A 26,075-nucleotide genomic window follows, 5' to 3' on the forward strand; every position below is an offset into this window, starting at 1 on the left:
GGATCGTGCCGGAACGGGTTTAGCTCGCGGGGCCGTAGGTGTAGCGGCCTATGGCGTCGAGGGTGAGCTGGCGCAGGGCGTTGCAGCTTCCGATTCGGATGATCAGCGGTTCGTTGGCGATCATGGCGAAAGTCAGCACGTCGCCGTTGGGCGCAGTGCTGACCCCGGCGATGGCCGAGCTGTCGTTGAGCTGGCCGCCCTTGGCGAAGACCGTGTTCGCCGGGCCCTGCCCGTTGCCGGGAGACCGAGGCCCGCAGCTCTGCAGCGTCGGGGTTCGACCTGCGATCGACAGCGAGGTCGCGAAGCGGGAGTCACTGCCCGCCAACAGCAGCAGCCGTACAGCGGCCTCGCAGCTCATGCGGTTGTGAACCGACAGCCCTGAGCCGTCCACCAGGACGATCTCGTCGGCCGCCGTTCCCAGCAGCTTGCCGAGCGCCGCCGTCGCGGCTGCAGCCGAGCCCGCCCGCGACGAGTCGCCGCGGTGCCGGCCGATCTGCTTGAACAGCACCTCCGCCGGCGTGTTCTCCGAGTAGCGCAGGATCCGCACCAGCATCTCGGCGACCGACGGCGAGGTGATGCTGCCCAGATCGGTCGAGTCGCCTGCTGCGGGGGCGCTGCCCGAACGCGGCCGGTGACGGATCACCATGCCGCGCTCTTCGAGCAGGTCGTCGAAGTCTGACGCTGCTGCCTGGGTCGAATCGGTGCTGCGGGTGTGGCTCCGGCGGTCGATGGCGTAGGGCGAGTAGCCGTCGTTGATGATCAAGCCCGACAAGACGCCCACGAAGTTCCCCGACAGGTACGACTGCTTCCAGATCGCAGGGGTCTCCGGCGTCGCGCCCGGCAGGGAGTGCGAGGTGTAGCTCTGCTCGCCGTCGGCGAACCACGATCCGTCGCCGACGATGGCGCCCTCGATGGTGTCGATGCCGTGAGCGTCGAGCGCCGCCATGACGCTGTCGGCGAGCTGGGTCACGTCGGTGTACGGGCGCGCATCGGCAATGCGATTGATGTAGCCGGGCGTGGCCAGCACCGGGTCGCCGTCGCCGATCAGGTACAGGTCGCCGCGCAGCACGCCGTCGGTGACCGCATCGAGCGCGCCGGCGTCGGCAACCACCCGGGTGGTGAAGGTGGCATCGGCACCCAGTTCGCTCAGCGCCACGGTGACCGTTGCAAGCTTCGCGAGCGATGCCGGCAGCAGCGGTGTGTGCGGCATGTGCTCGAAGATCGGCTCGCCATTGCGATACAGCGACATGCACATGTCGTCGGTCGCTTCGCTCGACCGCAGCGCGGCCGAGAATTCGGTTGCCAGCCGCTGCTGCCAGGCAGGCGCGCTGTCGTCGGCCGATTCATCGGTGTCGCCGGACCCGCTGGGGTCCTCACCCGCTGCGAGCGCCGCCGCAATGTTGCCCACGGCGGTTGCGGTCTCCCAGCGATCCGCGCCGTAGACGCGGATCATCTTGCGGCCCGACAGCTTGGTGTTTGGCACTGCTGCGGGCCCGCCGACGACGTAGCCGCCGGCCGATGCTGTGGCGAGCCTGTCCTGCTGGTCCTGCGGGAACGGGTCGTCGCGGCCGCCGGCCAGCACGATGCAGCTCTTGGCGTCCAGCACGCCGGCGAGCAAGACCGCCGCATAGATGTCTGACTGTGCGTCGCTATCGGATGCCACGATCACCGGCACCGCATCGGTGCAGTCGCCCAGCACCTCAGGCGGCGGCAGCGTCGCCGACCCAGCCGTCTGCGCGCCCGCGCTCGCAGGCCACATTCCCACCAGACCCGCGATGACAAGTGCCGCCGCAATTGCCTTCGATGTTCTTGCCATCAGTGGCGGAACTGCCGCTCGCCGGTGAACAGCATGGCGAGGCCGAGCTCGTCGGCCTTGGCAATCACGTCGTCGTCTCGCAGGGCGCCGCCAGGCTGCACCACCACGGCCACGCCGGCCTCAGCCGCGGCCTCCACACCGTCGCCGAAGGGGTAGAACGCATCGCTGGCGCACGCGCCGCCTGCAGCCCGCCCGTCGGCTTTCGCGGCGGCGAGCTGGCCTGACTCCACCCGGTTCTGCTGGCCGGCTCCGATGCCCCATGCCGTGCGGTCGCGCGCCAGCACGATCGCGTTCGACATCACATGCCCGCAGACGCGCCAGGCGAAGCGGGCATCGGCCAGCTCGCTCGCCGTGGGCTTGCGCTGGGTGACCACCTGCCAATCCTCGGGTGCTGAAGCGAACGTGTGGGGCGACTGCACCAGCCATCCGCCGTTGATCTGCCGCAATGACAGGCTGGCCTCGTCGGGCCGTGGCGCCTCCAGCACGCGGGTGTTGCGCCGCTTGGCCTCGAGACGCTCCACCACGCCGTCCTCGTAGCCGGGCGCGATGATCAAGTCGGCCTGGGCCGCTGCCTCGATGCGCTCGACCGTGTCGAGGTCGACGATCTTGTTGAACGCCACGATCCCGCCGAAGGCAGATCGGGCATCGCAGTCGTACGCCCGCTGGTACACGTCGGCGAGATCGTCGCCGGCCGCCGCGCCGCACGGGTTGGCGTGCTTGACAATCACGACCGCCGAAGAGCGCTCAGCATCGCCAAGGTCATACACGATCCGCCACGCAGCGTCGGCATCGAAGAAGTTCAGGTAGCTCAGCGCCAGCCCGCTGTGCTGGTAGGCGTGATCCCACCAGGTCAGCTCGCCGACCGGCCGGTAGCGGGCCCCGAGATGGTGCGGATTCTCGCCGTAGCGGCATTCGTCCACCCGTTCCAGCGCCAGGTGCACGGTCGGCGGCAGGGGAGCGGGCTCGGGTGACTCGCCGGTGCCCGCCGCTTCGGTCTCGCTGCCGGCCGGCTCGTCCAGCCAGCTCACGATGGCCGCGTCATAGGCAGCCGTATGGGCGAAGGCGGCCCGCGCCAGCCGCCGCCGCGTTGCCGCGCTCAGCCCACCAGCACCCGACGCGGCCGACGCCGCCAGCTCGTCCAGCACCGCCTCGTAGTCGGCCGGGTCCACCACCACACCCACGCCGCCGCTCTCGTCGCCGTGATTCTTGGCAGCAGCCCGCACCATCGCCGGCCCGCCGATGTCGATCAGCTCAGGACCGGGGTCGGACCGGAACGGGTACAGGTTGCACACCACCAGGTCGATGGCCGCAATGCCGTGCTCATCGAGCGACGCCAGGTGCGCCGGCTTCGACCGGTCCGCCAGGATCCCGCCGTGGATGCGCGGGTGCAGCGTCTTCACCCGGCCGTCCAGCATCTCAGGGCTGCCGGTGACGTCTTCCACCGCCAGCACTGGCACCCCCGCCTCGGCCAGCGCTGCGGCCGTGCCGCCGCTCGAGACGATCTCCCACCCGAGGCTCGACAGCCGGGTCGCGAAGTCGATCACGCCCGTCTTGTCCCACACCGAGATCAACGCCCTCATCGGGTCTGTCCTTCCTGCCTGCATTCGAGTTCGACTTCCCGCAGGCCCATCGCGTCCTCGCCGGCGCAGCGCTCCAGGAATGCCGCAATCGTGGCCGGGTAGAGCTCGCGTTCCACCGCTTTGATGCGCTCGTGCAGCGTGGCCTCGTCGTCGCCCGCCAGCACCGGCACTGCTTGCTGCGCCAGCACCGGGCCGGCGTCCACTTCGGGAATCGCCACGTGCACGGTGCAGCCCGACTCGGCGGCCCCCGCATCCAGCGCGTCACGCACCGCGTGCCAGCCCGGGAACGCCGGCAGCAGCGACGGGTGCGTGTTCAGCACCCGCCCCCGGTAGCGCCCGTCGCTCCATGCGAAGAACGACCCGTCCAGCACCGTGCCGAAGCCGGCCATCGCCACCACGTCCACACCTCGACCGCCGAGCACGGCAGCCAGCTCGCAGCTGTAACCCTGCCGGTCGAAGCGCCGCTGCCCTGGGACACTGCCCCCGCCCATCCAGTCCGAACGCGCCACCAGCACCGTCTCGAGCCCCGCATCGGCAGCAATTCCCAGCCCTCGGCACGGCCGATCGGCCCCCACCAGGTCCACTGGCAGCTCCACGCCGAGCATCGCTTCGAGGATGGATCCGGTTCCCGAGACCAGTACCGCCAGCCGCACGGCGCCGAACCTACGCGCCCCGCGCTCCGGCGGCGCGGTACGCCGGCTGCGGCGCCTGCGCTCCCCAGTAGCCTCAGCGCCGTATGCGCCCGCCCGAGGACATGCCACCCCCGTCGTCTGGGCCACCAGGCGGGCCCCAGGGTCCCCAAGGCCCCGGCGGCCCTCAAGGCCCCCAAGGTCCCGGCGGCCCCCGGCGGGTGCCGCGCCGCCCACGCGGACTCACCCGCTTCCGCCTGATCATCGGCATCGTCGTCGCGGCCGGCCTCATCCTGCTGTTCTCGATCCGGGGTCTCGCCGGCTTCTGGACCGACTACCTGTGGTTCGACAGCCTGGGCTACGCCTCGGTGTGGTGGAAGGTGCTGTGGGCCAAGATCGGCCTCGGCCTGCTGTTCACGGCGATCTTCTTCGTCCTGCTGTGGGTGAACCTGTTCATCGCCGAGCGTCTGGCCGCACGCGCCACGCCGACGGGCCCGGCCGAGGACATCGCCGCCCGCTGGCACCAGATCTCCCGTCGTCGCCGCGCCCTCATCCGCATCGGCGTCTCGCTGGTGCTCGCCTTCATGGTCGGCACGGGCGTCTCGGGCCAGTGGGAGTCGTGGCTGTTCTTCATCAACGCCACCGACTTCGGCCTCACCGATCCCCAGTTCGGCCGCGACATCGGCTTCTACGTCTTCCGCCTGCCGTTCTTCAACTTCCTCGTCGGCTGGGCATTTGCCGCCGTCCTGGTCACGTTCATCTTCACCACCATCTGGCACTACCTGAACGGCGCGATCCGGGTGCAAGCCCCTGCCGGCAGCCGGGTGCAGCCGCAGGTGAAGGCGCACCTGTCGCTGCTGCTGGGCCTGCTGGCGCTCATCAAGGCGGTGGGCTACTACTTCGACCAGTTCGAGCTCACACTGTCCACCCGGGGCTTCGTCGACGGCGCCACCTACACCGACGTGAACGCCCAGCTGCCGGTGCTGCGGCTGCTCATGGTGATCAGCCTGTTCAGCTTCCTGCTGCTGGTGGTGAACATCTGGCGGCGGGGCTTCACCTATCCGGTGATCGCGGTGGCGCTGTGGGTGGTGATCGCCGGGCTGGCGGGCGCCGCGTACCCCGCCATCGTGCAGCGCTTCCAGGTGGAACCCTCGGAGTCGACCCGCGAGGCGCCCTACATCGAGCGCAACATCGAGATGACCCGCATCGCGCTCGGGCTCGACAACGTGTCGCCCCGCGAGTTCAACTACGAACCCGGGTTGACTGCCGAAGACATCGAGAACAACTTCGACACGGTGCGCAACGTGCGGCTGCTCGATCCCGCCGTCATGCAGGACACGTTCCAGCAGACCCAGGGCATCAAGAGCTTCTACGACTTCCGCGACATCGATGTCGACCGCTACGAGATCGACGGCCAGGTCACCCAGATCGTGCTGGCGGCCCGTGAGCTGCGGCCCACCGAGCTGCCCACCGACACGTGGGAGACCGAGCACGTCGCCTACACCCACGGCTACGGCGTGGCGGCAGCGCCGGCCAACGGGGTCGACGCCAACGGCCGCCCGGCATACGCGCTGGGCGACATCCCGAATGTGATCACTCCGGGCGCGGAGGCCCTCGAGCTCGACGAGCCGGGCCTGTACGTGGGCGAGGACCTGCACGGCTACGCCATCGTGGGCGCCCAGCGTGCCGAGGTCGACTTCCAGGACGACGACGACCGCACCGAGACCACCCGCTACGACGGCGCAGACGGCGTGGGCATCGGCGGCTTCTTCCGGCGCCTGGCGTTCGCGGTGCGCTTCGCCGAGCCGAACCTGCTGGTGTCGGGCGAGATCCAGGGCGAGAGCCGGATTCTCTACAACCGCGACATCCAGCAGCGGGTGAGCCTGTTGGCCCCGTTCCTGTCGTATGACAACGACCCCTATCCCGTGGTGATCGACGGGAAGGTGAAGTGGGTGCTCGACGCCTACACCACCACCACGCAGTTCCCGTACGCGCAGCGCACCAATTCGCGGGCGGCCACGCTGGGCAGCGATCTGCGAGACCCGCATAACTATGTGCGCAACTCGGTGAAGGCCGTGGTGGACGCCCACGACGGCACGGTCACGTTCTACGTGGTCGACCGCAGCGACCCGATCGTGCAGTCCTACATCAAGCAGTTCCCGGCGCTGTTCGCCGAGGAAGACCCGCCCGCCGAGCTGCAGGAGCACTTCCGCTATCCCGAGGACCTGTTCCGGGTGCAGACCGATGCGTGGGGCCGGTACCGCCTCGATGACCCGTCGGAGTTCTACGACGCGGCCGGTGCGTGGGCGGTGGCGCAGGATCCGGGCGACTCGATCGGCCAGACCACGGTGGAGACCGTGCGCGACGAGACGACCGGGCAGGTGATCGCCACGGTCGAGGCCAGGATCTCGCCGCAGTACCTGCTGTTCCGATTGCCGGGCGACGATGCTCCGTCGTTCGTGATCTTCCGGCCGTTCGTGCCGTTCTCCGAGGATGACTCCAGGAAGAATCTCGAGGGCTTCATGGTGGTCCACAACGATCCGGACCGGTATGGCCAGATCGAGGTGTTCGAGATCCGCTCGGATCAGCCGATCGACGGTCCGGCGCTGTTCAACTCGAACATCCAGACCGAGGAGGAGATCTCCGAGCGGCTGACGCTGCTGAACCAGAACGGCTCGGTGGTGCGACCCGGCAACCTGCTGCTGATCCCGGTGGAGAACTCGCTGCTGTACGTGCGGCCGCTGTTCATCGCGGCCACTGGGCCAACGGCGGTGCCCGAGCTGCAGCTGGTGATTGCGGGCATCGGCTCGAACGTGGTGATCTCCGAGACGTTCGAAGGGGCGCTCGAGAAGGCAATCGGTGCCAGCATCGATATCGGCAACGGCACCGTGCGCCTGCCCGATGAGCCCGAAGCGCCCGACGACACCGAAGACGAACCGGCAGCTGCCGCGCCCGACGACGAAGCCGACGAGCCCGACACGACGCCGGACACCGACGATGTGGGCAACCTGCTCGAACGTGCCGCAAGGGCCTTCGAGCGAGCCGACGCCGCACTGCGAGAAGGCGACCTGGCCGCCTACCAAGAGGCAGTCGACGAAGCCGAGCGCCTGATAGCCAGAGCCGCCCGAATCCTCCAACAAGCCGCCACCGGCTAGCCCCGCACGCCGCCGCTGATAGGGCTTCGACCCTAGTCAGGAGGCGCGTGCTACAAGCCGAATGTCGGCATCGAGGGCGTCAGCGATCCGCTGAAGCGTGCGCGCCGTCGGGCTCGTGGAGCCGCGTTCGATCCTGCTGATGTCGGCTTGATTCACACCGCAGCGTTCAGCTAGCTGGCCTTGGGTCAAGCCGTGCTTCTCACGCAGATCCACGACCTGCATCGCGATCTTGTACGCCCGCGCGAACACCTCGCCCTGGGCTGCGACCTCAGGGGCAAGTCGTGCCCGGCGTGCTGAGACGACCTCTTCGTAGGGAAGTGACATAGGTAGGCCATCCCTCCTCAACCCATTATGGGGAATTCACCATAGGAGTTGCCAATGGGAGAACCGCGACCTTGCTGGCGTCGGGAGGCCACTGGTAGGGTTATCGCTCTCGCCGCGGGGTGGAGCAGTCTGGAAGCTCGTCGGGCTCATAACCCGAAGGTCGCAGGTTCAAATCCTGCCCCCGCCACCAAGGGGTCTTGGCCAGTGCACCCCATTTGTGTTGGCCAGTTGCACCGAAATCGGGCCATTTTGGCCCGATTTTGCGCGTATTGGCCCGTGTTCAGGGCTTGTCTTGCCGGTTCGCGTTCGTTAGGCGGTGAGGTGCGTGTGGACGCACGCGACGAAGCAGACGGCTTCGTGGCCGTCTGCTTCGCTGGCGGGCCGCCGGTCCGCTATGGGGGTGGTCGTGCGCGCGAGTCGGGTGCCTCGCCGGTCGGCGGGCTTGAGGCCGGTTGGTCGGTGTCTTGCCGCGTTTGGGGTGTGTTGTTTGGGGGATGTGCCTTGTTGGCGGCTCGTCGAGCTTGTTTTGCGGCTGTGAGTTCCGCTTCGAGTTGTGCTTCGCCGTTGCGGGAGAGTTTGAGGTTGTACCAGACGGCTTGTGCGAGGCACATGATGTGGCGGGCGGCGATGCCCATGATGCGGTTGACCTTCTTGGAGAGGCCGTTCTCGTCTTTGATCTGGGCGAAGATGTTCTCGGCGGGATTGCGCTGTCCGTAGACCTGGTCGTGCAGCGGTGTGCCCCATGGTGGCCACTGGAAGTAGTCGAGGTCTTCGACGATTGCGGTGATGAGTCCTTGGTGGAGGATGCCTTGGGGGAGGTTCTTGAAGATGCTGGTGAGATCCGGCGGCGGCGGGTACAGCGGCTGTTGACTGGGTCCGGCGTTCTGGTCGGGGTCGATGTTGAGCCGTCCGTCTCGGGTGGGCGACGAGAGCCGCTTGGCGCCGCCTTCGATGTGCGCGTGGACTCGCAGCGCGAGTCGTTGGGCTCGTTCTGTGTAGAACTGCTGGAGCTCGTCGCCTTTGAGTCCTGGTGGGGGTTTGCGCCAGCTGCGCGGGGTGCAGGCGTTAATCGCCAATCACCGAAGGCAGGCCAGGGGGCGTGCCCATATTCGAACTACTACGGTCGACGACATGGCTGAGAACGCTGCGGTGGTCATCAAGGGAGCCACGATCGTGTCGATGGACGCCGAGATGGGCACGGTCGTGGGCGACGTGTTGATCCGGGACGGTTCCATCAGCGCGGTCGGGTCGGTCGACGAAGCCACAACACGTGATGCGGAGCGGGTTGACGCTCGCGGGATGATCCTCATCCCAGGGCTGGTCGACTGCCACCGTCACGTGTGGCAGCTTCCGCTGCGCAGCGTGACGGCGAACTGGTCGCTCATGGACTATGTGATCGGCATTCGCACCACGGCCGCCGACGCGTACCGGCCCGAAGATCTCTACATCGCGCAGTTGGCCGGGGCGCTCGACGCGTTGAGCTGCGGCGTCACGACGGTGGCCGATTACAGCCACAACATCTTGAGCCCGGCCCACGGCGCGGCCGCATTGCGGGGCCTTTCCGAGTCCGGGATCCGCGCGTGGTGGGGAGCGGGGTTCAACGTCCCGCCGGGAAGCGCAGACCGCTACGGATCCAATGCCGACCGGGCGGCGCGGCTCGTCGATCTCGCCGCCGCGGCGGCCGACCATCCGCTCATCACGATGGGCATCTGCCCCGAGGAGTTCGGTATAGCGCGGCCCGTCGACGTGCCCGATCAATACGAGTTCGCCCGATCCAATGGGCTGCGCATCATGCATCACGTCAACAGCACCGCCGGCGGCCACGAGGTGGGCAACCACCTCGGTCCCCGGGGGTTGCTTGGCCCTGATGTCTTGCTCGTCCACATGAACTTCAGCACCGACGAAGAGTGGGAGACCGTCGCGGCCTCCGGTGCGTCGGTGGTCTTCACCCCCGAGACCGAACTCCAGATGGGCATGGGCATGTCGTCAACCGAGAAGGTCCGATCCGCCGGCATGGCGCCGACGATCGGCACCGACATCGTCTCCAACAACAACGGCGACATGTTCTTCGCGGCCCGGCTCGCGCTCCAGGTCGAACGGGCCCTGGCCAACGAGGCCCGCATCGCATCCGGCGAGATGTTCAGTGGCACCACGGTTGCGGCCGGCGACGCGCTCGCGTGGATAACCGTCAACGGTGCGCGAGCGTGCGGCCTCGAGGCAACCGTCGGCCGTATCGCCGTGGGTATGGCTGCCGACCTCGTACTGCTCGACGGCACCGACATCTCGATGAGCGGCTGGACCGGCGCCGACGCGGCCGGCCACGTCGTGCTTCAAGGCCACCCCGGAGTCGTCGACTCGGTCATGGTCGGTGGCACGTGGCGCAAACGCAGCGGACGACTGACCCACGATCTCGAACAGGTACGCGGTCTCGTGACCGACACCGCCCAGTACCTCCGGCAATCGATCGACGACGCCGGCGGATTCCTCAACGCCCAGTCCTTCGAGGCGATCGCCAACCAGCTCGCCATCATCGAGGGCGAGTAGAGCCAGAAAGGTCAGCTCATGCACACGAGACGCGTCGTAACCGGCCACAACGAACAGGGCAAGGCCGTCTTCACCATCAACGAGGTCGTAGAACCGATCGCGTCCGCCGTCGCCCCCGGGTACGAGTTCCGCCGCATTTGGGGCGCCGACACCATCCCCGAGTTCCCCGACGCCGGCCAACCACGACCAAGTCACGACTACTTCCCGCCGACCGGCGGGATCCGGTTCGCGACCTTCACCGTGCCGCCGACCCAGGTCGTCGACCTCGACGACATCGACTTCGAGGCGGCCGCGGCGGAGATGGAGGAGCGCCTGCCCGGCCTGGCCGGCCACATGGAGCCCGACAACCCGGGAATGCACACCACCGCCTCGATCGACTTCGACTACGTCGTGTCGGGTCGCGTCGTGCTCGAACTCGACGACGGAGCGGCCGTCGAACTCGGCCCTGGCGACGCCGTAGTCCAGAACGGCACCCGGCACGCATGGCGCAACCCATTCGACGAACCCGCGGTCATCGTGGTCACGCTCATCGGCACCACCCACAACGGCCTGCCTGGGTAACGCTTGGGTAACGGACTTCTCACGATTCGCCGGCACAGCCCGGGACCAGCCGGACCCCCCCTCCGCGGATTCCCGCAGAACTCAGCACAACCCGGCACTCGACGGGAGCGGACCGCACCGGCGGGCGGGAATTCCTAAACCGTGCGTCGCAGGTTCAAATCCTGCCCCCGCCACCAAGGGGTGGGAGTGAGTTGCTGCACGTCCCCACCGGGTCACGGCGGGGGAGCGTTGCCTCAATCGCCGGGTTCGGCGAAGATCTGAGCGAGGGGGCAGCTGAAACCGGGCAGCACGTCGTGCCCGTCGAGCGAAGCCTCGGGCGCCAGCAGTTCGACCGGTCCGTCGAGCCGGTGGACCCGGGCCGAGCGTGACTCGGGATAGATCACCCACACCAACCGCACGTCGAAGCTGAGCCACATGCGAGCCTTGTCGTGCGTTTCGCCACGGCGCTCGCTGGGCGAGGCCACCTCGACCACCAAATCCGGCACGACTTCGGCGTACCCCGCCAGCTCCTGCCCGACAGCCAGCCGCCGGGCGGAAGTGAACGCGATGTCGGGCTCTCGCACTGTGTCGGGATCGCGTTCGAGCAATACCCCCGAATCAGAGCCGACCACGGTGCCGAGGCCAGCAGGCGCCACGAAGTCGACCAGTCGCGCGCCTAACCGCATGACGATCGCTCCATGCATCTGGCCCGCCGACATCGTCTCGCAGAACACCCCTTCGATGAGTTCGCCACGTACGCCGGAGCCGTCGAGCCGCAGCAAGTCGGCTGCGGTCAGCAGCGCCGTTTCAGCTCTCGCCTCGGTCATCGTCATCGGTCTCCGCGGAACCTAACCCTGTCCAATCGTAGGTCCAAGCGATTATCGGCCAGCAACTCCAAGGCGGCCCGGACTGGTCACGGCCACTTGAGGTTCGGTGGTTGCTCCCGACATCACCCAGCGGGATCGTGGGTTGTTGGGTGCCATGAGTCAGCTGCGGGCGAAGCTGAGCAGTGGGGAGATGTCGCCGCGGTCCGCGGTGCGCAGCGCGCTGAGGTATGTGCACCGGAGCGCGTCAGTCTCCAGGTGGAGGCGGTCGCTCGGCGCCGGAGTGCCTTGGTGATGTTGCGCTGTTCAGCGTCGTTGAGGTCGTCGCGGGTCGCGATATGACTGAGCAGAAGACCCTGCCGGTCCTCTTCGGACAGCGGGGTATGTCCGCTGTCTTGGGGAAACTGCCAATCGCTCATTGGTTCTGGGCGTCGCTCCACAGTCCGCGTCGCTCGGCGAGCTCCGCAGCGAGTTCTTCGATCTGCTCGGCGAGGTCTGCGTCTGTGGGCTGTTGATCCTCGAGAAGGGAGTGCTGGGTGACGCGGCGCACATGCTCGGTTGCTCGACGTCGTGCCTGATCGTGGACCATGTCGTCGAGGCTGGTGCGGGGGACAAGCGCGTAGACGAGCTTGCAGTCGAGTGCATGAGCCGCACGCATCAGCGTGTCGAGCTTGATGGTCATGTCCTGCTCACCGCGTTCGATCGCCGGCACTCGCTGCTGGCTGACCCCCATGCGGCGCGCGAGGTCGGCGCCGGACATGCCGAGGGCGTCGCGCAGCGCCCGGATCCAGCCCTTGTTCGGCCGCGCCAGATCGGGCACGCCCGCGAGGCGCGCGTCGAGACGGTTGCGGGCGACAGCTCGTTGACTCTTCATGATCGTCCTCACAGGCCCTTGCCAATAGCAAGTATTGACACAATGTAAATATAGTGAGAAATGAGTTTAATGACAATTTATATATTGTTATACTGATCCGTCTCACAACTTGTCCTTCGACTCGTGCAGCGACTGCGAGCACCACCGGGGTGTCGCTGACGACCGGGCTGTGCTCGATGCGTCAGCGAATGATGTCGCCGATTGCTTGGCGGCGGCGGATGTCGGGAAAGGCTGATAGATCGGCACCATGAAGTTCACGCCTGCTGGAGACATCGGGGCGGTGCGGCGCTTGCTGTCTGCGACGAGCCGCGATGGCCGGCAGATGCGGGTGCTGGCTGTGTCGCGGACGTTCGATGTTGCGCCCGGCGAGTTGTGGGACGTGCTAACCACGCCGGATCGGATCCGAGTCTGGTTGGGTCCGACGAGCGGGGAGTTTCGGGTCGGGGGCAGGTTTGACATCGAGGGCAATGCCAGCGGCGAGATCCTTGCCTGCGACAAACCACGACTGATCGAGGTGACCTGGGAATACGGGGGCGACATCAGCTGGGTCGATGCGACGCTGATCCAGATCGGGGACGGCACTGACCTCACCATCGCTCACACCGCTGAGGTACCGCCGGAATTCTGGGACCAGTTCGGCGCAGGCGCGACCGGCATCGGGTGGGAAATGGCATTGCTCGGCATCGCCGAGCACCTGGCTGCACCCGACGCGCCGCAGCTCGATCCAGCCGACCCCGACCTCGTGGGCCCGTTCAAAGAGTTCATGGCCGCAAGCAGCGCGGCGTGGGCCGATGCCGAGATCGCCGCCGGAGGCGACCCGGACCAGGCACGCGCCGCCGCAGCGCGCACCCTGGCCTTCTACACCGGCAGCGACAGCCCCTAGACGGCGTCAACCGCTCGCGGCTCTGAGCGCCGCTGCGCCTATTGATTGTCAATCGTCCATGGCGTGGACGCAGATGTCATGCAGGTCGGCGGATCGGCCGACCATGGACTCTGGCGTGGCGGACGAGCCGGCGAGTCTGCCATCTCGGGACGATTGGCGTTCAATAGTTGACACTATAAAAAAAGCGATATCAGTCTCTTGACTTGGGGTTCGGGGCTGCCTAGTGTCGGGCGCACATCGATCTCGGTCGGTCGAATGCGACAGCCGGAGACCGGCCCTGGCGGCCCAAGGAGCGGCTATGCCCAGAACCCGGCCCCGCAACCGAACGCGACCTGCAGCAAAGTGGCGATTGCTGGTGGTACTGCTCGCCGTAGCCGGCCTGCTCGCGGCCGCATGCGCCGACGACACAGACACCGACTCGACCGCCGACGCCGAAGCCCTCCAAGAGGCACAGGACGCCGCGGCAACCGCCCAGGCGGAAGCCGAAGCGGCCGCTGCCAAGGCCGAAGCAGCCGAGGCAGCCCTGGCCGAGGCCGAGGCCGCAGAAGGCGTCGACCCCGAAGTCGTCGCCGACCTCGAGGAGCAGCTCGACGAGGCGCGCGAAGCCGCCGCAGCCGCCGAGGCAGAAGCCGAAGCGGCCGCCGCCGCAGCCGTCGAAGAGCGCAACTGCGTCGACGAGGTGGTCATCGGCACGGTCTGGCCGATGTCGGGAACCTTCAGCTTCGTCGGCAGCGCCGAGATCGCCGGCGCCAGCAAGGCCGTCGAGGACATCAACGCAGCCGGCGGCATCGAGTCGCTGTGCAACGCCACGCTGCGGCTCGCCATCTACGACGCGGGCGGTTCCGCCGAAGAGGCAGCCACCGCCGTCGAGCGCCTCCTCGACGACGAGCCCGACGTGTCGGCCATCGCCGGATCATGGCTGTCGTCGTTCAGCCTGGCCGCCACCGAGGTGTCCGAGCGAGCCGGCATCCCGTTCGTCACCGAGAGCTTCGCCGATTCGGTCACCGACCGCGAGGGCTTCACCCACGTGTTCGGCTACTCGCCGCCGGCATCGGCCATCAAGGGCCTCATCCTCGACGCGATCCAGCCCGGTCTCGACCAGGCAGGCATCACCATGGAGACCGTGGCAGTGGTGGGCTCCACCTCGGCCGCAGCCGTGCCGCTGCAACAGGCACTACTGGCCGAGTTCGCCGATCGGGGCATCGAGGTTGCCGTCACCGACACGTGGGCGCCCGGCGGGCTCGACGATCCCTCCGGCGTGGCCACCAAGATCGCCAACGCCGACGTCGACGTCATCTTCAACATCGCATTCGCATTCAGCGATGTCAGCGGCCTGCAGAACGAGCTGATCGCCCGAGGCGTCACCGCACCGGTGATCCAGAACGGCGGCCAGGGCCTGCTGCCCGCATGGGCCGACCTGGGCCCAGAGGTGGCCGGGCTGTCGACCTTCGTCTATGCCAACCCGCTGGCAGGCAGCGACGCGTTCGACGAGCTGGCAGCCGCGATCGACCAGCCCTACGCCCGCCAGGACCACATCGGCGGCTACTTCGTGGTCCACCTCATCGCCGCCGTGCTGGAGCAGTCCGGCGACCCATCGCCGGCCGCCGTCGCCAAGGCGTTCAACACCGTCAAGCTGACCGAGGGCGTCGCGGTGGATCTCATGCCGGCCTCAGCCATCAGCTTCAGCGCCACCGGCCGCGTCGACCAGCACTTCGGCGTGCCGGCCCAATGGCAGGAAGTGGACGGGAGGCTCATCCCGTGCACCGTCTATCCGGAGGAGTTCGCAATCTGCGACCCGGTGTGGGAGTAGCGCCGAGCTCGACCCCGCCCACAGATGACTGAATTCCTGCAGTTCCTCGTACCGGGGATCCTCATCGGCGGCGTCTACGCGCTGCTGGCCTCGGGGCTCGGCCTGATCTTCGGCGTGATGCGCGTGGTCAACTTCGCCCAGGCCGACTTCATGATGCTGGCCATGTACCTCTCGTGGGCGCTGTTCGCGGGCGGAATCGGCATGGACCCGTTCCTGGCCATGCCCGGCATCTTCGCCGTGTTCTTGCTGCTGGGCATGGCGATCCACTGGCTGTTCATCCGCTTCGTGATCGGGCGGCACGAGAACCACGACGCCCAAGTCATCCTCACGCTCGGGCTCGGGCTGATCTTCCAGAACCTCATCCTCATCAGGTACTCCTCGGAGCCACGCGTGGTGGCGCCGTCGTACGCCAACACGGGCGACTTCATCGGCGACATCTTCATCAGCCGGGCCCGCCTCTACGCCTTCCTGCTGTCGCTGCTGGTGGCAGCGCTGCTGTTCCTGTTCCTCAACCGCACCGGCACCGGCCGCGCCATCCGGGCCGCGTCGGAGAACTGGGAAGCCGCCACCTACATGGGCATCAACATCGACCGGACGAACCGCATCGCGTTCGGCGTGGGCGTGGCGCTGACTGCAGTGGGGGGAGCGGCTCTGGTCACGTTCCAGAGCATCACGCCGTTCGTGGGCCTGCGGTTCGTGGTGGTGATGTTCGCCGCAGTGGTGCTCGGCGGGCTCGGCAGCGTCAGCGGCGCCTTCGTGGGCGGAGTGCTCATCGGGATCATCCAGTCGGTGTCGCAGGTCTGGACGTCGGCGGCGGTGAAGAACGTCTGGGTGTTCGCGCTGTTCCTGCTCATCCTGTATGTGCGGCCCAACGGATTGTTCGGCAAGGTCCAACGGGCCATATGACGCGACGCCTCATCCCGTTCGTCGTGCTGGTCGCGGCCGTGGCGCTGCTCAACGGCTGGCTGTACCAGCGATTCCATGTGCGGGTGCTCACCCTGGCGGTGGTATGGGCGCTGGCCGGCGTGGCCTGGAATCTCATGGCCAAGGCCGGGCAGATCTCGCTCGGGCACAGCGCATTCGTCGGCATCGGCGCGTACGGCTTCACCGTGCTGCTGCGCGAGGGCGGCATGTCGCCGTGGACCGGCATGGCCATCGGCATGGGCGCCGCCGCAGTGGTGGCCTTCGTGATCGGCCTGCCCACGTTCCGGCTGAAGGGCTTCTACTTCACGCTCGCCACCATCTCGTTCCCGCTGATCCTGGAACTGCTCGTCTCCCACTACGGCGAGCCCGAGCTCACGGTGCCGTTCCATCCGGAGAACCAGTGGAAGTTCATGGAGTTCTCAAACGCGCACACCTACGTGTGGGTGGGCCTGGGGATGCTCATCGTGGCGCTGCTGATCAGCGAGCTGATTGATGTGACCTCGTTCGGATTCGCTCTGCGGGCCATCCGTGACAACGAGGTGCTGGCACGCGCGGTCGGCATCCGGACGGTGGCGTGGAAGTCGGCTGCCTTCATGATCTCGGCAGCGCTGTCGGCGGCCATGGCCGTGCTGTGGGTGAAGGCCGTGCTGCGGGTGACAGTCGCCGAGGAGGTTTTCGGCATCACCGTTGTCATCGTGATGCTGTCAGTCGCGTTCGTGGGCGGCGTGGGGCTGACGTGGGGGCCGGTCGTGGGCGCGGCGTTCCTCATCCCGCTGGCGATGTTCCTCGACGACTCGATCGGCGAGGCCGTGCCCGGCGCGCAGGAGCTGGTCTATGCCGCCGCGCTCGTGCTGGTGGCGCTGCTGATACCGCGCGGGATCCTGCCTGCTGCGGGACGGGGCTGTCGCTGGCTCGCAACACGGCTCGGGTCGACGCCGGGGTCGCCGGTACGGCAGTCGCTGCAGCGTGTCGTGGCGCCCCCGCCACGGCCGTCGCCGCTGCTGAGCGTGCCGCGCCGGCCCCGGCGACCGGTGGTGCTGCCGCAAGCGGGCGAGGCGCCGGTGCTCGAGGTGGACAGCGTGGCCAAGAGCTTCGGCGCTAACCGTGTCCTGTCCGACGTGTCGTTCACGGTTGCCGCCGGCACGCGGGTCGGCATCATCGGCCCCAACGGCGCCGGCAAGACGACGCTGTTCAACATCATGACCGCCCACCTGCGCGCCGATGCCGGGCGGATCCGCTTCAAGGGCATCCCGATCGACCGGCTCCGCGCCCCGCGGCGCTACGAGCTCGGCATCTCGCGCACGTTCCAGGTGCCTCAGGGCTTCGGGTTGATGTCGCCGCTCGACAACGTGGTGGTCGCCGCGATCGGTGCTTCGGTGCGGCACCCGGTGGATGCCTCGATGGCGATGCTCGAACGGGTCGGCCTCACCAGCAAGGCGCTGGGTTCGCTCAGCGCTCTCACCGTCGCCGAGACCAAGAGTCTCGAGCTGGCCCGCGCCATGGTGAGCGAGCCCCATCTGCTGCTGCTCGACGAGCCGCTCGCAGGTCTCAACGAGGCCGAGCGTGACAGGTTCTTCGGGATTGTCGACGACCTCGTTGCGCCGCACACGGCGATCGTGGTGATCGAGCACTCGGTGAGGTCGTTGGTGCGCTACGCCGAATCGGTGGTGGCGCTCGACGAAGGCCACATCATTGCCCACGGCTCGCCCGACGACGTCGTGTCCGACCCCCGTGTGATCGAGGCCTATCTCGGCTCGAAGTGGATGGAACGTGCTCGAGATCAGTGACCTGTCCGCCGGCTACGACGGCATCCCCGCCTTGAGATCGGTTGATTTCCGCGTGGGGCCCCGCGAGCACGTGGCCATCCTGGGTCCCAACGGCGCCGGAAAGACCACCCTGCTGAAAGCCATCAGCGGCACCGTGGTGCCCGACTCCGGGTCGATCCGCTTCGACAAACGGGACCTGCTCGCCCAGGCGCCGCACAAGCGGGTCGAGGCCGGCATCGTGCACGTGCCCCAGGGGCGGATGATCTTCGCGTCGATGACTGTGGCCGACAATCTCCGGCTCGGCAGCCACCGCGCGGCTGCGCAGAACCGGCACGACGAGCGACGCGAGCTCGTGTTCGAGATCTTCCCGGCGCTAGCCGACATGCTCGGCCGCGACGGCGGCGCGCTCTCGGGCGGCCAGCAGCAGATGCTGGCGGTGGCGCGCGGGGTGATGGCCTGCCCCCGGCTGCTCATGCTCGACGAGCCGTCGATGGGGCTGGCGCCACGCGCCGCGGACGACATCTTCGAGGGCGTCACGCGCCTGATGCAGAGCGAGACGACCGCAATGGTCGTGGTGGAGCAACGAGCCCATCAAGCGCTCGAGGTCTGCGACCGGGCCTATGTGCTCGAGTCGGGCGAGGTGTCGCTGGAGGCCACCAGCCGGGAACTCCTGGCCGACGAACGGCTGGCGGCCGCCTACCTGGGCTCAGAGCTCTGAGATGCTCGCCCCACGTACGCCCAACTGCGGCACCCACGACGGCACCGCCGCCAGGGCTGCCTCAGGCCTCGTCGGGCTCTCCGTAGAAGCTCCGGTGCCAGGCCCTTGTCACGATGCGCGCCACCGTCTCCACGTCGACCGTGGTGGTGTTGAGCGCATCGTGGGCGAACGTGGTGTACGCGGTCTGCTCGACCAGCGACGCCATGGCCCGGGCCACCGTGGCCGGGTCGAGCCCGTCGAGCCGGACACGGTCGTCGTTCTCGATCGCGTGCACGAACCGGGCGACGTGACGCTCGCGCATGGTCCACCAGATCGTGGTGAAGCGCTGCTCCACGGTGGTCGCTGCGATGAACGCACGCATCACGCCGCTGTTGTCGTGGTAGTGCTGCAGGTAGCCGAGGTTGGCCTCGAACAGCGCGGCCTCGGGGTCGTCGCTGATCGGCGTCGAGGATCTGCTCCGCCGGAAGAGCTCCTCGTGGATGTCGCGGATCACGCTGCTGAACAGGTCTTCCTTGTTCTCGAAATACCGGTAGAGGCCGCCGAGCGAGAGACCGGCCTCGGCTGCGACATCGCTCATGCGGGCGTCGACGTAACCGTCCTTGGTGAAGACCGTCGATGCTGCATCGAGGATCGATTGCCGTGTCCGGCGACCCTTCGGAGTGGTGGGTTCAATCGCCATGGTCGCTTCGGCGGCCCGAAGGCCTGCGTACGGTCTGAGGCACGTGACTGATCCCCGTGTCAGCGATTCGTGTGCGGTTCGTCTCGGGTCAGGAGGCCCGCGGCGGGCCAGCCTATCCGCACGGCTGGCGCACCCTAAAAGTAAAAGCGAAGTCGCTCTAGTGAACGCTCGACGAGCCTGCAATACTCCCGAGAACGGACCTCGCGGCGAACGGAGGAGCGCCGTGAGCGACAACCGGGCGCAGCACTACCGCCTCGCCGGATGGTGGACGGGTGTCCGGCTGATCGACCGGTTCGAGAGCCACGTCGGCGAGGGCGGCGACCAGCTTGCGCTGGTCAGCGGTGGCCACTCCATGACACGGTCCGAGCTGTGGCACGCAGCCGGCGAGGCTGCCGAGCAGGTTCGCTCGCTCGCCGGCACCACCAGGCGGCCAGTCGTGATTCACCTGCCCAACTGCGCCGACTGGATGGTGATGTTCCTGGCGGTGCTCAGGGCGGGCCATGTGCCGGCCACCACGCCCGTCACCACGCCCGAGGCCCATCTGCGCCACATTTTCGAGCTCACCGGGCCGGCCTTGGTGGTCTGCGAGGGCCAGAACCGAGGCAGCAGCTCCGCAGAAGCCGTCCGGCGAGCCGCCGCTGCGGCGGACTGCGAGCCCATCGCCGTGGCCGCGGCAGAGGGCAGTCGGCTCAAGCCGGACGGCCCGCCGACACCACCGACCACCACCGCCGAGGTGCCCGAGGCCACCGCACACCTGATGTTCACTTCGAGCACCACCGGGCCGCCCAAGGCGGTGAGCCACAGCGAAGACTCGCTGGCCGCGCTCAACATACAGTTCGCCGAGCGCTTCGATCTCAGCCAGGGCACGCCGGTGTTCATGCCGTCCCCGCTCGGCCACAGCGTCGGCGCCATTCATGGCTGCCGCCTGTCGCTGTACGTGGGCGCGCCGCTCATTCTCCAGGACGAATGGGACGCCGGCGTGGCGCTGGAGCTGGTGGCCGGACACCGGGCCGACTTCACGGCAGCAGCGACACCGTTCCTGCTGGACCTGGCGAATGCCCACTGGGACGCCAGCGAGCCCAAGCTGGCATCCATGCGGAGCTTCCTCTGCGGCGGCGCCCAGGTGCCGCCCGCCCTCATCCGGCGCTGCCGCGCCGAACTGCCCAACACGTTCGTCACCCCGCTGTGGGGCATGACCGAAGGCGGCCTCACCACCTGTGTGAGCACGTCCACCGAGTCGCAGCTCGAGACCACCGTGGGGGTGGGACTGCCCGGGTTGGAACTGCGCATCCTCGACGCCGAGGGAGCGCTGGGCGATTCGGGCAGCGGCGAGCTGGTGATGCGCGGCCCGGGCGTGTTCAACGGCTACTACGGCCAGCCCGAGCTCTATGCCGCGGAGATTGTCGGCGACGGCTTCTTCCGGACCGGCGATCTCGCCCGCATCGATGCCGACGGCTACGTGTCGATCACCGGACGGCTCAAGGACCTGATCATCCGCGGCGCTGTCAATATTTCTCCCGTGGAGACCGAGAATGCCATCGCCGCCCATCCCGACGTGGTCGGCGTGGCCGTGATCGGATGGCCCGACGAACGACTCGGCGAGCGCATCTGCGCTGCCGTCCACGCCCGCGTTGCGCTCGGCCTCGACGAATTGCTCGCCTTCTGCGCAGAACAGGGGCTGCCGCGTCGCTACTGGCCCGAGCGGCTGGTGCAGGTCGACGGCTTCCCGCGCACAGCGGCGGGCAAGATCCGCAAGCAGCAGCTCCGCGATGAGCTCGTGGCCGCCGCCGGCACGGCCGAAACGACGCTCGGCAGCAGTGCCGGCCCAAGCCGGGACACGAACCGATGAGCTCCGTCGAGCTAGGCGACATCGAGGTCAACTACTTCCGACACGGCTCGGGGCCGCCGGTGGTGCTGTTGCACGGGCTGGCCGAGGATCATCAGTCGTGGGACGGCGTCGCCGACCATCTCCGCGGGTTCACCGTGTACGCGCTCGACCTCCGCGGCCATGGCCAGACGACAGCCGGAGAGGGCACCGGCACGCTGTCGCAGCTCAGCGGCGATCTCGATGCGTTCCTGCGCAAGGTGACCGGCCCGGCCGCAGTGGTCGGCTACTCGCTCGGCGGCACCATCGGCCTCCGCGCAGCGACGGAGCCGGCCGCCCTGATCAGCCACCTGATCGCGATTGCCACCTCGTCGGTGGTCGGCTCTGCTGCGGCCGAGTTCTTCGCGGGACGCATCGCCCAGCTCGAAACCGGCGACGCGAGCGGATTCGCCGCCGGACTGCGCGACGACACGGCCGCCCAGATCGTCACCCCGTCCGACATCGACGCAGTGACCGCGAGGCGGCTCAATGCCATCGGCGACGGCAGCGGCTACATCAACGCAGCCCGGGCGATGATCGGCATCCGGTCCGAGCCGCTCAACCCGCTGCTCGAGAACGTCGAGATTCCCGTGGACATCATCGGGGCGTCGGACGACGTCTTCTGCCCCCGCCGGGCATCGGACATCATCGTGGAGGGTGTCAGCGGCAGCCGCTACCACGAGATAGCCGGCGCCGGCCATCTGATCTCGGTGGACCAGCCCGATGCCTACGGCACGCTGATCGCCAGGCTTCTGGGCGAGAGGCAGTCAGCATGAAGCGCCGCTACGGCATCTCGATGGGCGTCAGCCCCCGCGAGCCGCTGGAACGCACGGCCGAACTGGCGCGGGCCATCGACGAGCGAGGCTTCGAGGCGCTGTGGTTCATCGACTTCCAGCTCGGGATGAAGGACGTGTACGCCGCCATGAACTTGGCTGCGATCTCCACCGACAAGGTGCTCATCGGTGCGGGCGTCACCAATCTGGTCACCCGTCACCCCACTGTCACCGCCAACGCCACCGCCGCTGTGGACGAGCTGTCCGGCGGCCGTGCCGTGCTGGGTCTCGGCGCGGGCTGGTCAGCGGTGCTTGGCGCTGGGGGTGCGCCGTCGAAGGTGGCCGAACTGCGCTCGGGGATCGACGAGTTCCGGCAGCTCTTCAGCGGCGAGCCATGCGATCTCTACGGCAGCCAGGTTCGCCTGGCCACTGCAACGCGCCAGATCCCCATCTACCTGGCCGTGTCGCAGCCCGCCATGCTGCAGCTCGCCGCACAGACGTGCGACGGCATCGTGCTCATGGGCGCCGCCGACCCCGAGTTCTGCGCGTGGCAGCTCGAGTTCATCCACCAGGGGCTGGCCGCAGCCGGTCGTGATCGATCAGAGCTCACCGTCGACCTGTTCGTCACCATGTCGATGGATGAGGACCGCCAAGCCGCTCTCGACGACGTGCGGGCCTGGGCCGTCAGCCAGGCAGCCACCTTCCACCCGTGGAAGCGCATGCCGCCTGCGTGGGAGCGGTTCCGCCCCGAGTTCGAGCGCGCTGCAGACGCGTACGGCCTGGTCGACCACCTGTCGCTCCAGGCGGAGCACAAGCACATCGTGTCTGACGAGTTCGTCACGTCGGTGGCGCTCGCGGGCAGCCGCGACACCTGCGTCGAACGGATCCGTGAGCTCTGGCAGCTCGACATCGACCGGATCACGTTCGCGCTGCTGTCGGGCGGCCGCGAGCAACGCCTCGCGCAACTGGCCGACGATCTCATCGCCAACGTCGAAGCAGGGGGAGAAGGCTGATGACAACGGAGACGCAAGTGGCGCTGGTGACCGCAGCTGCCGGCGCCGGCATCGGGGCTGCAGCTGCGAGGCGGCTCGCCCATGACGGCTTCGACGTGGTGGTCACCGACGCTCACGAGCGCCGCTGCCACGAGTTCGCCGAGACGCTCGCCGGCGAAGTCGGGCGGCCGGTGAGCGCGTACCACCTCGATGTCACCGACCACGCCCAGGTGCAGCGCGTCATCGCGGAGACAGCGGCGGCCAAGGGCAGGCTCGATGTGCTGGTCAACAACGCAGGCTGGTCGAAGATCGAGCCGGTGGCCGAGATGTCGGTGGAGACGTGGCAGCGCTGCCTCGACGTCGACCTGACCGGCACGTTCGTGTGCATGCGCGCTGCGCTGCCGCAGATGATCGCCGCAGGCAGCGGCTCGATCATCAACATCTCGTCGATCGCGGCCTGGGAGATGTCGGCCGAGCACGGCGCGGCCTATTCCGCAGCCAAGGCCGGCGTGCTCGCGCTCACCCGTGTGGCCGCCGCCGAGAACGGCACCCACGGAGTGCGGGTCAATGCGATCGCTCCGGGCCTGATCTACAACGACTTCCTGCGCAGGATCTACCCAGAGGAGTTCTTCACGAGCTACCTCGCCGAGAAGGCATTCCTGGGTCGCATCGGCCAGCCCGACGATGTCGCGGCCATGGTGTCGCTGCTGGCGTCGGACGAGTCGAGCTACGTCACCGGCGAAGTGTTCACGGTTTCGGGCGGCGTGTCGGCTCGTGGATGAGGGACCCCTGTGGTGGCCGGTGCGCCAGCTCATCGACGCGTACGGCAGCGGCTTGCTGTCGCCGGTCGAGGTGTGTGAACAGGCGCAGGAGCGCATCGCCCGCCTCAACCCGTTGCTGAATGCGGTCGTCCTCTCCACCTGGGAGCTGGCCCGTGGGCAGGCCGTCGCCGCCGAGGAGGCGTATCGCGGCGGCACTGCCGGTCCGCTGGCTGGGGTGCCGGTGTCGATCAAGGACGCCTTCCATCTCGAAGGGCACGTCACCACGCTCGGTTCGCTGGCGCATGCCGACGACGTGAGGCCGCACGACTCGGGTGCCGTTCGTCGCCTGCGCCAGGCTGGGGCGGTCTTTGTCGGCAAGACCAACGTGCCGGAGTTCTGCCAATCGGCCACCACTGACAACTTGCTGGGTCCTGACACGGCAAATCCGTTCGACCCTCGTCGCACTGCCGGTGGTTCCAGCGGTGGTGCCTCATCCTCGGTTGCGTCGGGCATGTGCACCCTCGGCCTCGGCTCGGACGGGGGCGGATCGATCCGCATTCCTGCGTCGTTCTGCGGCCTCGTGGGATTCAAGCCCACCTACGGCACTGTCCCCGACGAGGGAGGGTTCCGTGCCTTCAGCCCGTTCATCTCGGTCGGCCCGCTGGCGCGCTGCGTCGCCGATGCCCGCCGCATGCACGAGGTGCTTTCCGACGGTGGCAGCAGTGCCTCCGACGCCCTCGGCGACGCGGCACCCCGCCGGGTCGCTTGGTGTGCCAAGCCCGAGGGTCGGCCGATCGATACCGGCGTCGCCGACGTGGCCACGGCCGCGGTGAACGCGCTTGCGTCGTGCGGGCACGACGTGCACCCGGTGGACCTCGATCTCGGCGGCTGGGAGGAGATTTTCGGCCCGCTGGTGCTGGCCGACGAGGGCGAGCGCCGCGGGCATGTGCTGGGCGGCCCCCACGAGCTGACCTGGTATTGCCGCCGGTCGCTCGCGGCAGCGGCGCGGCTCGATCCCGCTGTTGTCGCGGCGGCCCGTTCAGCCCTGGCGATGTACCGCGAACGTGTCGACCGCTGGTTCGGTGACTACGACGTGATTGCGACCCCCGCCACTGCCACCACCGCGTTCGAGCTCGGATGCCGGCCGTCGGCCATCGCCGGCGAATCCGTGTCGAAACTGTGGGGAGCCTTCCCGTTCGCCGTGCCGTTCAACGTCTCCGGGCATCCTGCGGTGGTGCTGCCCGCCGGGTTCGTCGAGGGCTTGCCGGCAGCGATCCAGCTTGTCGGGCGCCACGGAAGCGACCACGAGCTGCTGGCCGTCGCCGAACAGCTCGAAACGGCGCTCAACGTGCGCCCCTTCACTCGCCTGCCAGCTGGCGTCAGCGCCTAGCGGGCGGTGGACGTCAACAGGTCGGCGACCTGGTTGGCGGTGCTCTCGCCGGTGGAGAGGGCGCCGTTGACCGACGGGATGCCCATGTAGTCGCCTGCCAGGAACAGGTTGTCGATGTTGCCCGCAAGCTGTCCGGGCACATCGGCCAGGGCGGCGAGCATGCCGGGCAGCCCCATGCACAGCGCCTCTTCCCAGCGGTACACACGGAAGAACACGCCCTCGTCGTCGCCCGGAAGGGCGGAGCCCGGCGGCGCATTGCGACGAGCGGCGGCGAGCAGCTCGCGCTTGATCGTCTCGTCGTCGAGCGGGATCAGCTCCTTGGCGCGGTCGCGGCCGATGAGCAGGTCGAGAATGCTCTTGCCCGGCGGCGCGCAGGCAGGGAGGAACTTGGACCGGTCCATCAGCAGCGGGGCGTCGTCGTCTTCGGGGTAGAGCGCGCCATGCCAGCCCTCAGGCAGCGGCGAGCCCTCGACACCGATCACCACCCGGCAACCGGTGGAGTAGTTGATGGTGCCGAGCGCTCGTTGCACCGGCGCTGGCAGTTCCGGCACCAGATCGGCAACCTTCGTGCCGGGCACGGCGCAGATGACCGCGTCGGCATCGATCGTCTCGCCGTCGGCGATCACGCCGGTCGCCTTCCCGTCGGCGACCACGATCCTGCTGACGGGCGTGTCGACCCGGATGGCCTCGGCACACTTCGCGGCCAGCGCTGCGCTGAGCGAGCCGATGCCCCGCTCGGGCATCGACACCGCACCCCCGCTCAGCATCGTCTCGCCGATGTAGGCCCGCATCAGCGCCTGGCCGGCCGGCCTCGGGTTGCCCAGCACCATCTTGAGCGGACCGGTGAGCGTCACCTGCAGCTTGTGGGGCACACCGAGCCGCTGCAGGTAGTCGCCGAACGATTCGTCGTCGTCGATCTCGGCGAGCGGGCTGTCGCCGGCGAAGCTCATGTAGTCCGCTTGGCGGTGGATCTGGCGCATCACCTTGGTGCCCGACCGGAACCCGGCGGGCGACATGAAGCCCAGGGCAATGGCCGCAGGCAGCTGCCGCACGAAGCTCCCCAGCGACCCCTCGGGTGAAGTGGTCACCCACCGCCCACCGCGGAGGTGACCGAACTTCATCTGCGAACGCACCAGCGGCAGGCCCAGTTCCTCGCAGATGCGGAAGGCGGTGTCGTAGGTGGCGGTGAAGACGAAGGCGCCCATGTCCACCGAGAAGCCGTCGATCTG

Annotated in this window: 22 protein-coding genes and 1 tRNA gene; 14 read left to right on the forward strand and 9 right to left on the reverse strand. The window is 68.1% G+C overall.

The genetic code is table 11. The annotated features are described in order from the left end of the window. Positions 1-19: 19 nt before the first annotated feature. From ACOQPE_RS06720 to purN, 3 genes are read right to left on the reverse strand one after another with little or no spacing between them, the layout of a single operon-like run. Positions 20-1,816 (reverse strand): D-alanyl-D-alanine carboxypeptidase, encoded by a 1,797-nt coding sequence (locus tag ACOQPE_RS06720; protein ID WP_420611063.1) that lies wholly within the window; start codon positions 1,814-1,816, stop codon positions 20-22. Continuing rightward, on the reverse strand, positions 1,816-3,396 hold the full coding sequence (gene purH / locus ACOQPE_RS06725) for a bifunctional phosphoribosylaminoimidazolecarboxamide formyltransferase/IMP cyclohydrolase (protein ID WP_420611064.1): 1,581 nt from the start codon (positions 3,394-3,396) through the stop codon (positions 1,816-1,818). The genes ACOQPE_RS06720 and purH overlap by 1 nt, the downstream gene beginning before the upstream one ends. Beyond that, positions 3,393-4,049, reverse strand: a complete 657-nt coding sequence (purN, locus tag ACOQPE_RS06730; protein WP_420611065.1) for a phosphoribosylglycinamide formyltransferase — start codon at positions 4,047-4,049, stop codon at positions 3,393-3,395. Before purN ends, purH begins: the two co-directional genes overlap by 4 nt. An 83-nt stretch (positions 4,050-4,132) precedes the next feature. On the opposite strand from purN, the gene ACOQPE_RS06735 reads away from it, so the two are divergent. Continuing rightward, a complete protein-coding gene (locus ACOQPE_RS06735) occupies positions 4,133-7,180 on the forward strand; it encodes a UPF0182 family protein (RefSeq protein ID WP_420611066.1) in 3,048 nt (1,015 codons plus the stop codon). A 36-nt stretch (positions 7,181-7,216) separates the two neighbouring features. Here the strand turns inward: ACOQPE_RS06735 and ACOQPE_RS06740 are convergent, their stop codons facing one another. Further along, positions 7,217-7,504, reverse strand: a complete 288-nt coding sequence (locus ACOQPE_RS06740) for a helix-turn-helix domain-containing protein (protein WP_420611067.1) — start codon at positions 7,502-7,504, stop codon at positions 7,217-7,219. Between the two features lie 113 nt (positions 7,505-7,617). Here ACOQPE_RS06740 and ACOQPE_RS06745 point away from each other — a divergent pair. Continuing rightward, a tRNA-Met gene (locus tag ACOQPE_RS06745) sits at positions 7,618-7,694 on the forward strand. Between the two features lie 202 nt (positions 7,695-7,896). Here the strand turns inward: ACOQPE_RS06745 and ACOQPE_RS06750 are convergent. Beyond that, positions 7,897-8,580 carry a hypothetical protein gene (locus tag ACOQPE_RS06750; RefSeq protein ID WP_420611068.1) on the reverse strand — a complete coding sequence of 228 codons (684 nt, stop codon included), beginning with the start codon at positions 8,578-8,580 and terminating at the stop codon, positions 7,897-7,899. 55 nt (positions 8,581-8,635) lie between these two features. Here ACOQPE_RS06750 and ACOQPE_RS06755 point away from each other — a divergent pair, with 55 nt between their 5' ends. Both ACOQPE_RS06755 and ACOQPE_RS06760 read left to right on the forward strand, forming a co-directional pair. Further along, positions 8,636-10,048, forward strand: coding sequence for an amidohydrolase family protein (locus tag ACOQPE_RS06755; RefSeq protein WP_419909728.1), 1,413 nt, complete (start codon positions 8,636-8,638; stop codon positions 10,046-10,048). 18 nt (positions 10,049-10,066) lie between these two features. After that, a complete protein-coding gene (locus ACOQPE_RS06760; RefSeq protein ID WP_419909726.1) occupies positions 10,067-10,609 on the forward strand; it encodes a cupin domain-containing protein in 543 nt (180 codons plus the stop codon). Positions 10,610-10,842: 233 nt separating this feature from the next. On the opposite strand, the gene ACOQPE_RS06765 is transcribed toward ACOQPE_RS06760, so the two are convergent. Together ACOQPE_RS06765 and ACOQPE_RS06770 are read right to left on the reverse strand one after the other, a co-directional pair. After that, entirely contained in the window at positions 10,843-11,415 is a 573-nt protein-coding gene (locus tag ACOQPE_RS06765) for a Uma2 family endonuclease (protein ID WP_420611069.1), read from the reverse strand. Positions 11,416-11,827: 412 nt separating this feature from the next. Next, positions 11,828-12,286: a mobile mystery protein A gene (locus tag ACOQPE_RS06770; RefSeq protein WP_420611070.1), complete on the reverse strand. Its 459-nt coding sequence runs from the start codon at positions 12,284-12,286 to the stop codon at positions 11,828-11,830. Between the two features lie 247 nt (positions 12,287-12,533). Between ACOQPE_RS06770 and ACOQPE_RS06775 the strand changes: the two genes are divergently transcribed. The 5 genes from ACOQPE_RS06775 (at position 12,534) to ACOQPE_RS06795 (ending at position 18,387) form a co-directional block, all read left to right on the forward strand. Then, positions 12,534-13,169, forward strand: a complete 636-nt coding sequence (locus ACOQPE_RS06775; protein WP_420611071.1) for an SRPBCC family protein — start codon at positions 12,534-12,536, stop codon at positions 13,167-13,169. 355 nt (positions 13,170-13,524) lie between these two features. Next, entirely contained in the window at positions 13,525-14,979 is a 1,455-nt protein-coding gene (locus ACOQPE_RS06780; protein ID WP_420611367.1) for an ABC transporter substrate-binding protein, read from the forward strand. Between the two features lie 24 nt (positions 14,980-15,003). Next, a complete protein-coding gene (locus tag ACOQPE_RS06785; protein ID WP_420611072.1) occupies positions 15,004-15,885 on the forward strand; it encodes a branched-chain amino acid ABC transporter permease in 882 nt (293 codons plus the stop codon). Further along, complete coding sequence (locus ACOQPE_RS06790; protein WP_420611073.1) at positions 15,882-17,690, forward strand: ABC transporter permease subunit; 1,809 nt, start codon at positions 15,882-15,884, stop codon at positions 17,688-17,690. The genes ACOQPE_RS06785 and ACOQPE_RS06790 overlap by 4 nt, the downstream gene beginning before the upstream one ends. After that, entirely contained in the window at positions 17,674-18,387 is a 714-nt protein-coding gene (locus tag ACOQPE_RS06795) for an ABC transporter ATP-binding protein (protein WP_420611074.1), read from the forward strand. Before ACOQPE_RS06790 ends, ACOQPE_RS06795 begins: the two co-directional genes overlap by 17 nt. 61 nt (positions 18,388-18,448) lie before the next feature. On the opposite strand, the gene ACOQPE_RS06800 is transcribed toward ACOQPE_RS06795, so the two are convergent. After that, on the reverse strand, positions 18,449-19,066 hold the full coding sequence (locus ACOQPE_RS06800) for a TetR/AcrR family transcriptional regulator (RefSeq protein ID WP_420611075.1): 618 nt from the start codon (positions 19,064-19,066) through the stop codon (positions 18,449-18,451). Positions 19,067-19,289: 223 nt separating this feature from the next. Between ACOQPE_RS06800 and ACOQPE_RS06805 the strand changes: the two genes are divergently transcribed. Genes ACOQPE_RS06805 through ACOQPE_RS06825 form a run of 5 tightly spaced genes read left to right on the forward strand, consistent with a single transcriptional unit; the run spans position 19,290 to position 24,846 of the window. Next, positions 19,290-20,915 carry a class I adenylate-forming enzyme family protein gene (locus tag ACOQPE_RS06805; RefSeq protein WP_420611076.1) on the forward strand — a complete coding sequence of 542 codons (1,626 nt, stop codon included), beginning with the start codon at positions 19,290-19,292 and terminating at the stop codon, positions 20,913-20,915. Then, positions 20,912-21,706 carry an alpha/beta fold hydrolase gene (locus tag ACOQPE_RS06810; RefSeq protein WP_420611077.1) on the forward strand — a complete coding sequence of 265 codons (795 nt, stop codon included), beginning with the start codon at positions 20,912-20,914 and terminating at the stop codon, positions 21,704-21,706. The genes ACOQPE_RS06805 and ACOQPE_RS06810 overlap by 4 nt, the downstream gene beginning before the upstream one ends. After that, on the forward strand, positions 21,703-22,716 hold the full coding sequence (locus tag ACOQPE_RS06815) for an LLM class flavin-dependent oxidoreductase (RefSeq protein ID WP_420611078.1): 1,014 nt from the start codon (positions 21,703-21,705) through the stop codon (positions 22,714-22,716). The genes ACOQPE_RS06810 and ACOQPE_RS06815 overlap by 4 nt, the downstream gene beginning before the upstream one ends. Next, positions 22,716-23,477 carry an SDR family NAD(P)-dependent oxidoreductase gene (locus ACOQPE_RS06820; RefSeq protein ID WP_420611079.1) on the forward strand — a complete coding sequence of 254 codons (762 nt, stop codon included), beginning with the start codon at positions 22,716-22,718 and terminating at the stop codon, positions 23,475-23,477. Before ACOQPE_RS06815 ends, ACOQPE_RS06820 begins: the two co-directional genes overlap by 1 nt. Further along, the gene (locus ACOQPE_RS06825; RefSeq protein ID WP_420611080.1) at positions 23,470-24,846 is read left to right on the forward strand and encodes an amidase; all 1,377 of its coding nucleotides are present in this window, start codon (positions 23,470-23,472) and stop codon (positions 24,844-24,846) included. Before ACOQPE_RS06820 ends, ACOQPE_RS06825 begins: the two co-directional genes overlap by 8 nt. On the opposite strand, the gene ACOQPE_RS06830 is transcribed toward ACOQPE_RS06825, so the two are convergent. Further along, positions 24,843-26,072, reverse strand: a complete 1,230-nt coding sequence (locus ACOQPE_RS06830) for a protoporphyrinogen/coproporphyrinogen oxidase (RefSeq protein WP_420611368.1) — start codon at positions 26,070-26,072, stop codon at positions 24,843-24,845. The two genes, ACOQPE_RS06825 and ACOQPE_RS06830, sit on opposite strands and share 4 nt — an antisense overlap. Positions 26,073-26,075: the final 3 nt, after the last annotated feature.

Origin of the sequence: Candidatus Poriferisodalis sp. (assembly GCF_965219595.1) — a bacterium.
Lineage (GTDB): Bacteria > Actinomycetota > Acidimicrobiia > Acidimicrobiales > Poriferisodalaceae > Poriferisodalis.

Coding starts and splice junctions, on each gene's coding strand:
- ACOQPE_RS06735 (WP_420611066.1), top strand. CDS start 4,133: ATGCGCCCGCCCGAGGACATGCCACCCCCGTCGTCTGGGCCACCAGGC.
- ACOQPE_RS06755 (WP_419909728.1), top strand. CDS start 8,636: ATGGCTGAGAACGCTGCGGTGGTCATCAAGGGAGCCACGATCGTGTCG.
- ACOQPE_RS06810 (WP_420611077.1), top strand. CDS start 20,912: ATGAGCTCCGTCGAGCTAGGCGACATCGAGGTCAACTACTTCCGACAC.
- ACOQPE_RS06815 (WP_420611078.1), top strand. CDS start 21,703: ATGAAGCGCCGCTACGGCATCTCGATGGGCGTCAGCCCCCGCGAGCCG.
- ACOQPE_RS06790 (WP_420611073.1), top strand. CDS start 15,882: ATGACGCGACGCCTCATCCCGTTCGTCGTGCTGGTCGCGGCCGTGGCG.
- ACOQPE_RS06720 (WP_420611063.1), bottom strand. CDS start 1,816: ATGGCAAGAACATCGAAGGCAATTGCGGCGGCACTTGTCATCGCGGGT.
- ACOQPE_RS06765 (WP_420611069.1), bottom strand. CDS start 11,415: ATGACCGAGGCGAGAGCTGAAACGGCGCTGCTGACCGCAGCCGACTTG.
- ACOQPE_RS06760 (WP_419909726.1), top strand. CDS start 10,067: ATGCACACGAGACGCGTCGTAACCGGCCACAACGAACAGGGCAAGGCC.
- ACOQPE_RS06775 (WP_420611071.1), top strand. CDS start 12,534: ATGAAGTTCACGCCTGCTGGAGACATCGGGGCGGTGCGGCGCTTGCTG.
- ACOQPE_RS06785 (WP_420611072.1), top strand. CDS start 15,004: ATGACTGAATTCCTGCAGTTCCTCGTACCGGGGATCCTCATCGGCGGC.
- purH (WP_420611064.1), bottom strand. CDS start 3,396: ATGAGGGCGTTGATCTCGGTGTGGGACAAGACGGGCGTGATCGACTTC.
- ACOQPE_RS06740 (WP_420611067.1), bottom strand. CDS start 7,504: ATGTCACTTCCCTACGAAGAGGTCGTCTCAGCACGCCGGGCACGACTT.
- ACOQPE_RS06800 (WP_420611075.1), bottom strand. CDS start 19,066: ATGGCGATTGAACCCACCACTCCGAAGGGTCGCCGGACACGGCAATCG.
- ACOQPE_RS06820 (WP_420611079.1), top strand. CDS start 22,716: ATGACAACGGAGACGCAAGTGGCGCTGGTGACCGCAGCTGCCGGCGCC.
- ACOQPE_RS06770 (WP_420611070.1), bottom strand. CDS start 12,286: ATGAAGAGTCAACGAGCTGTCGCCCGCAACCGTCTCGACGCGCGCCTC.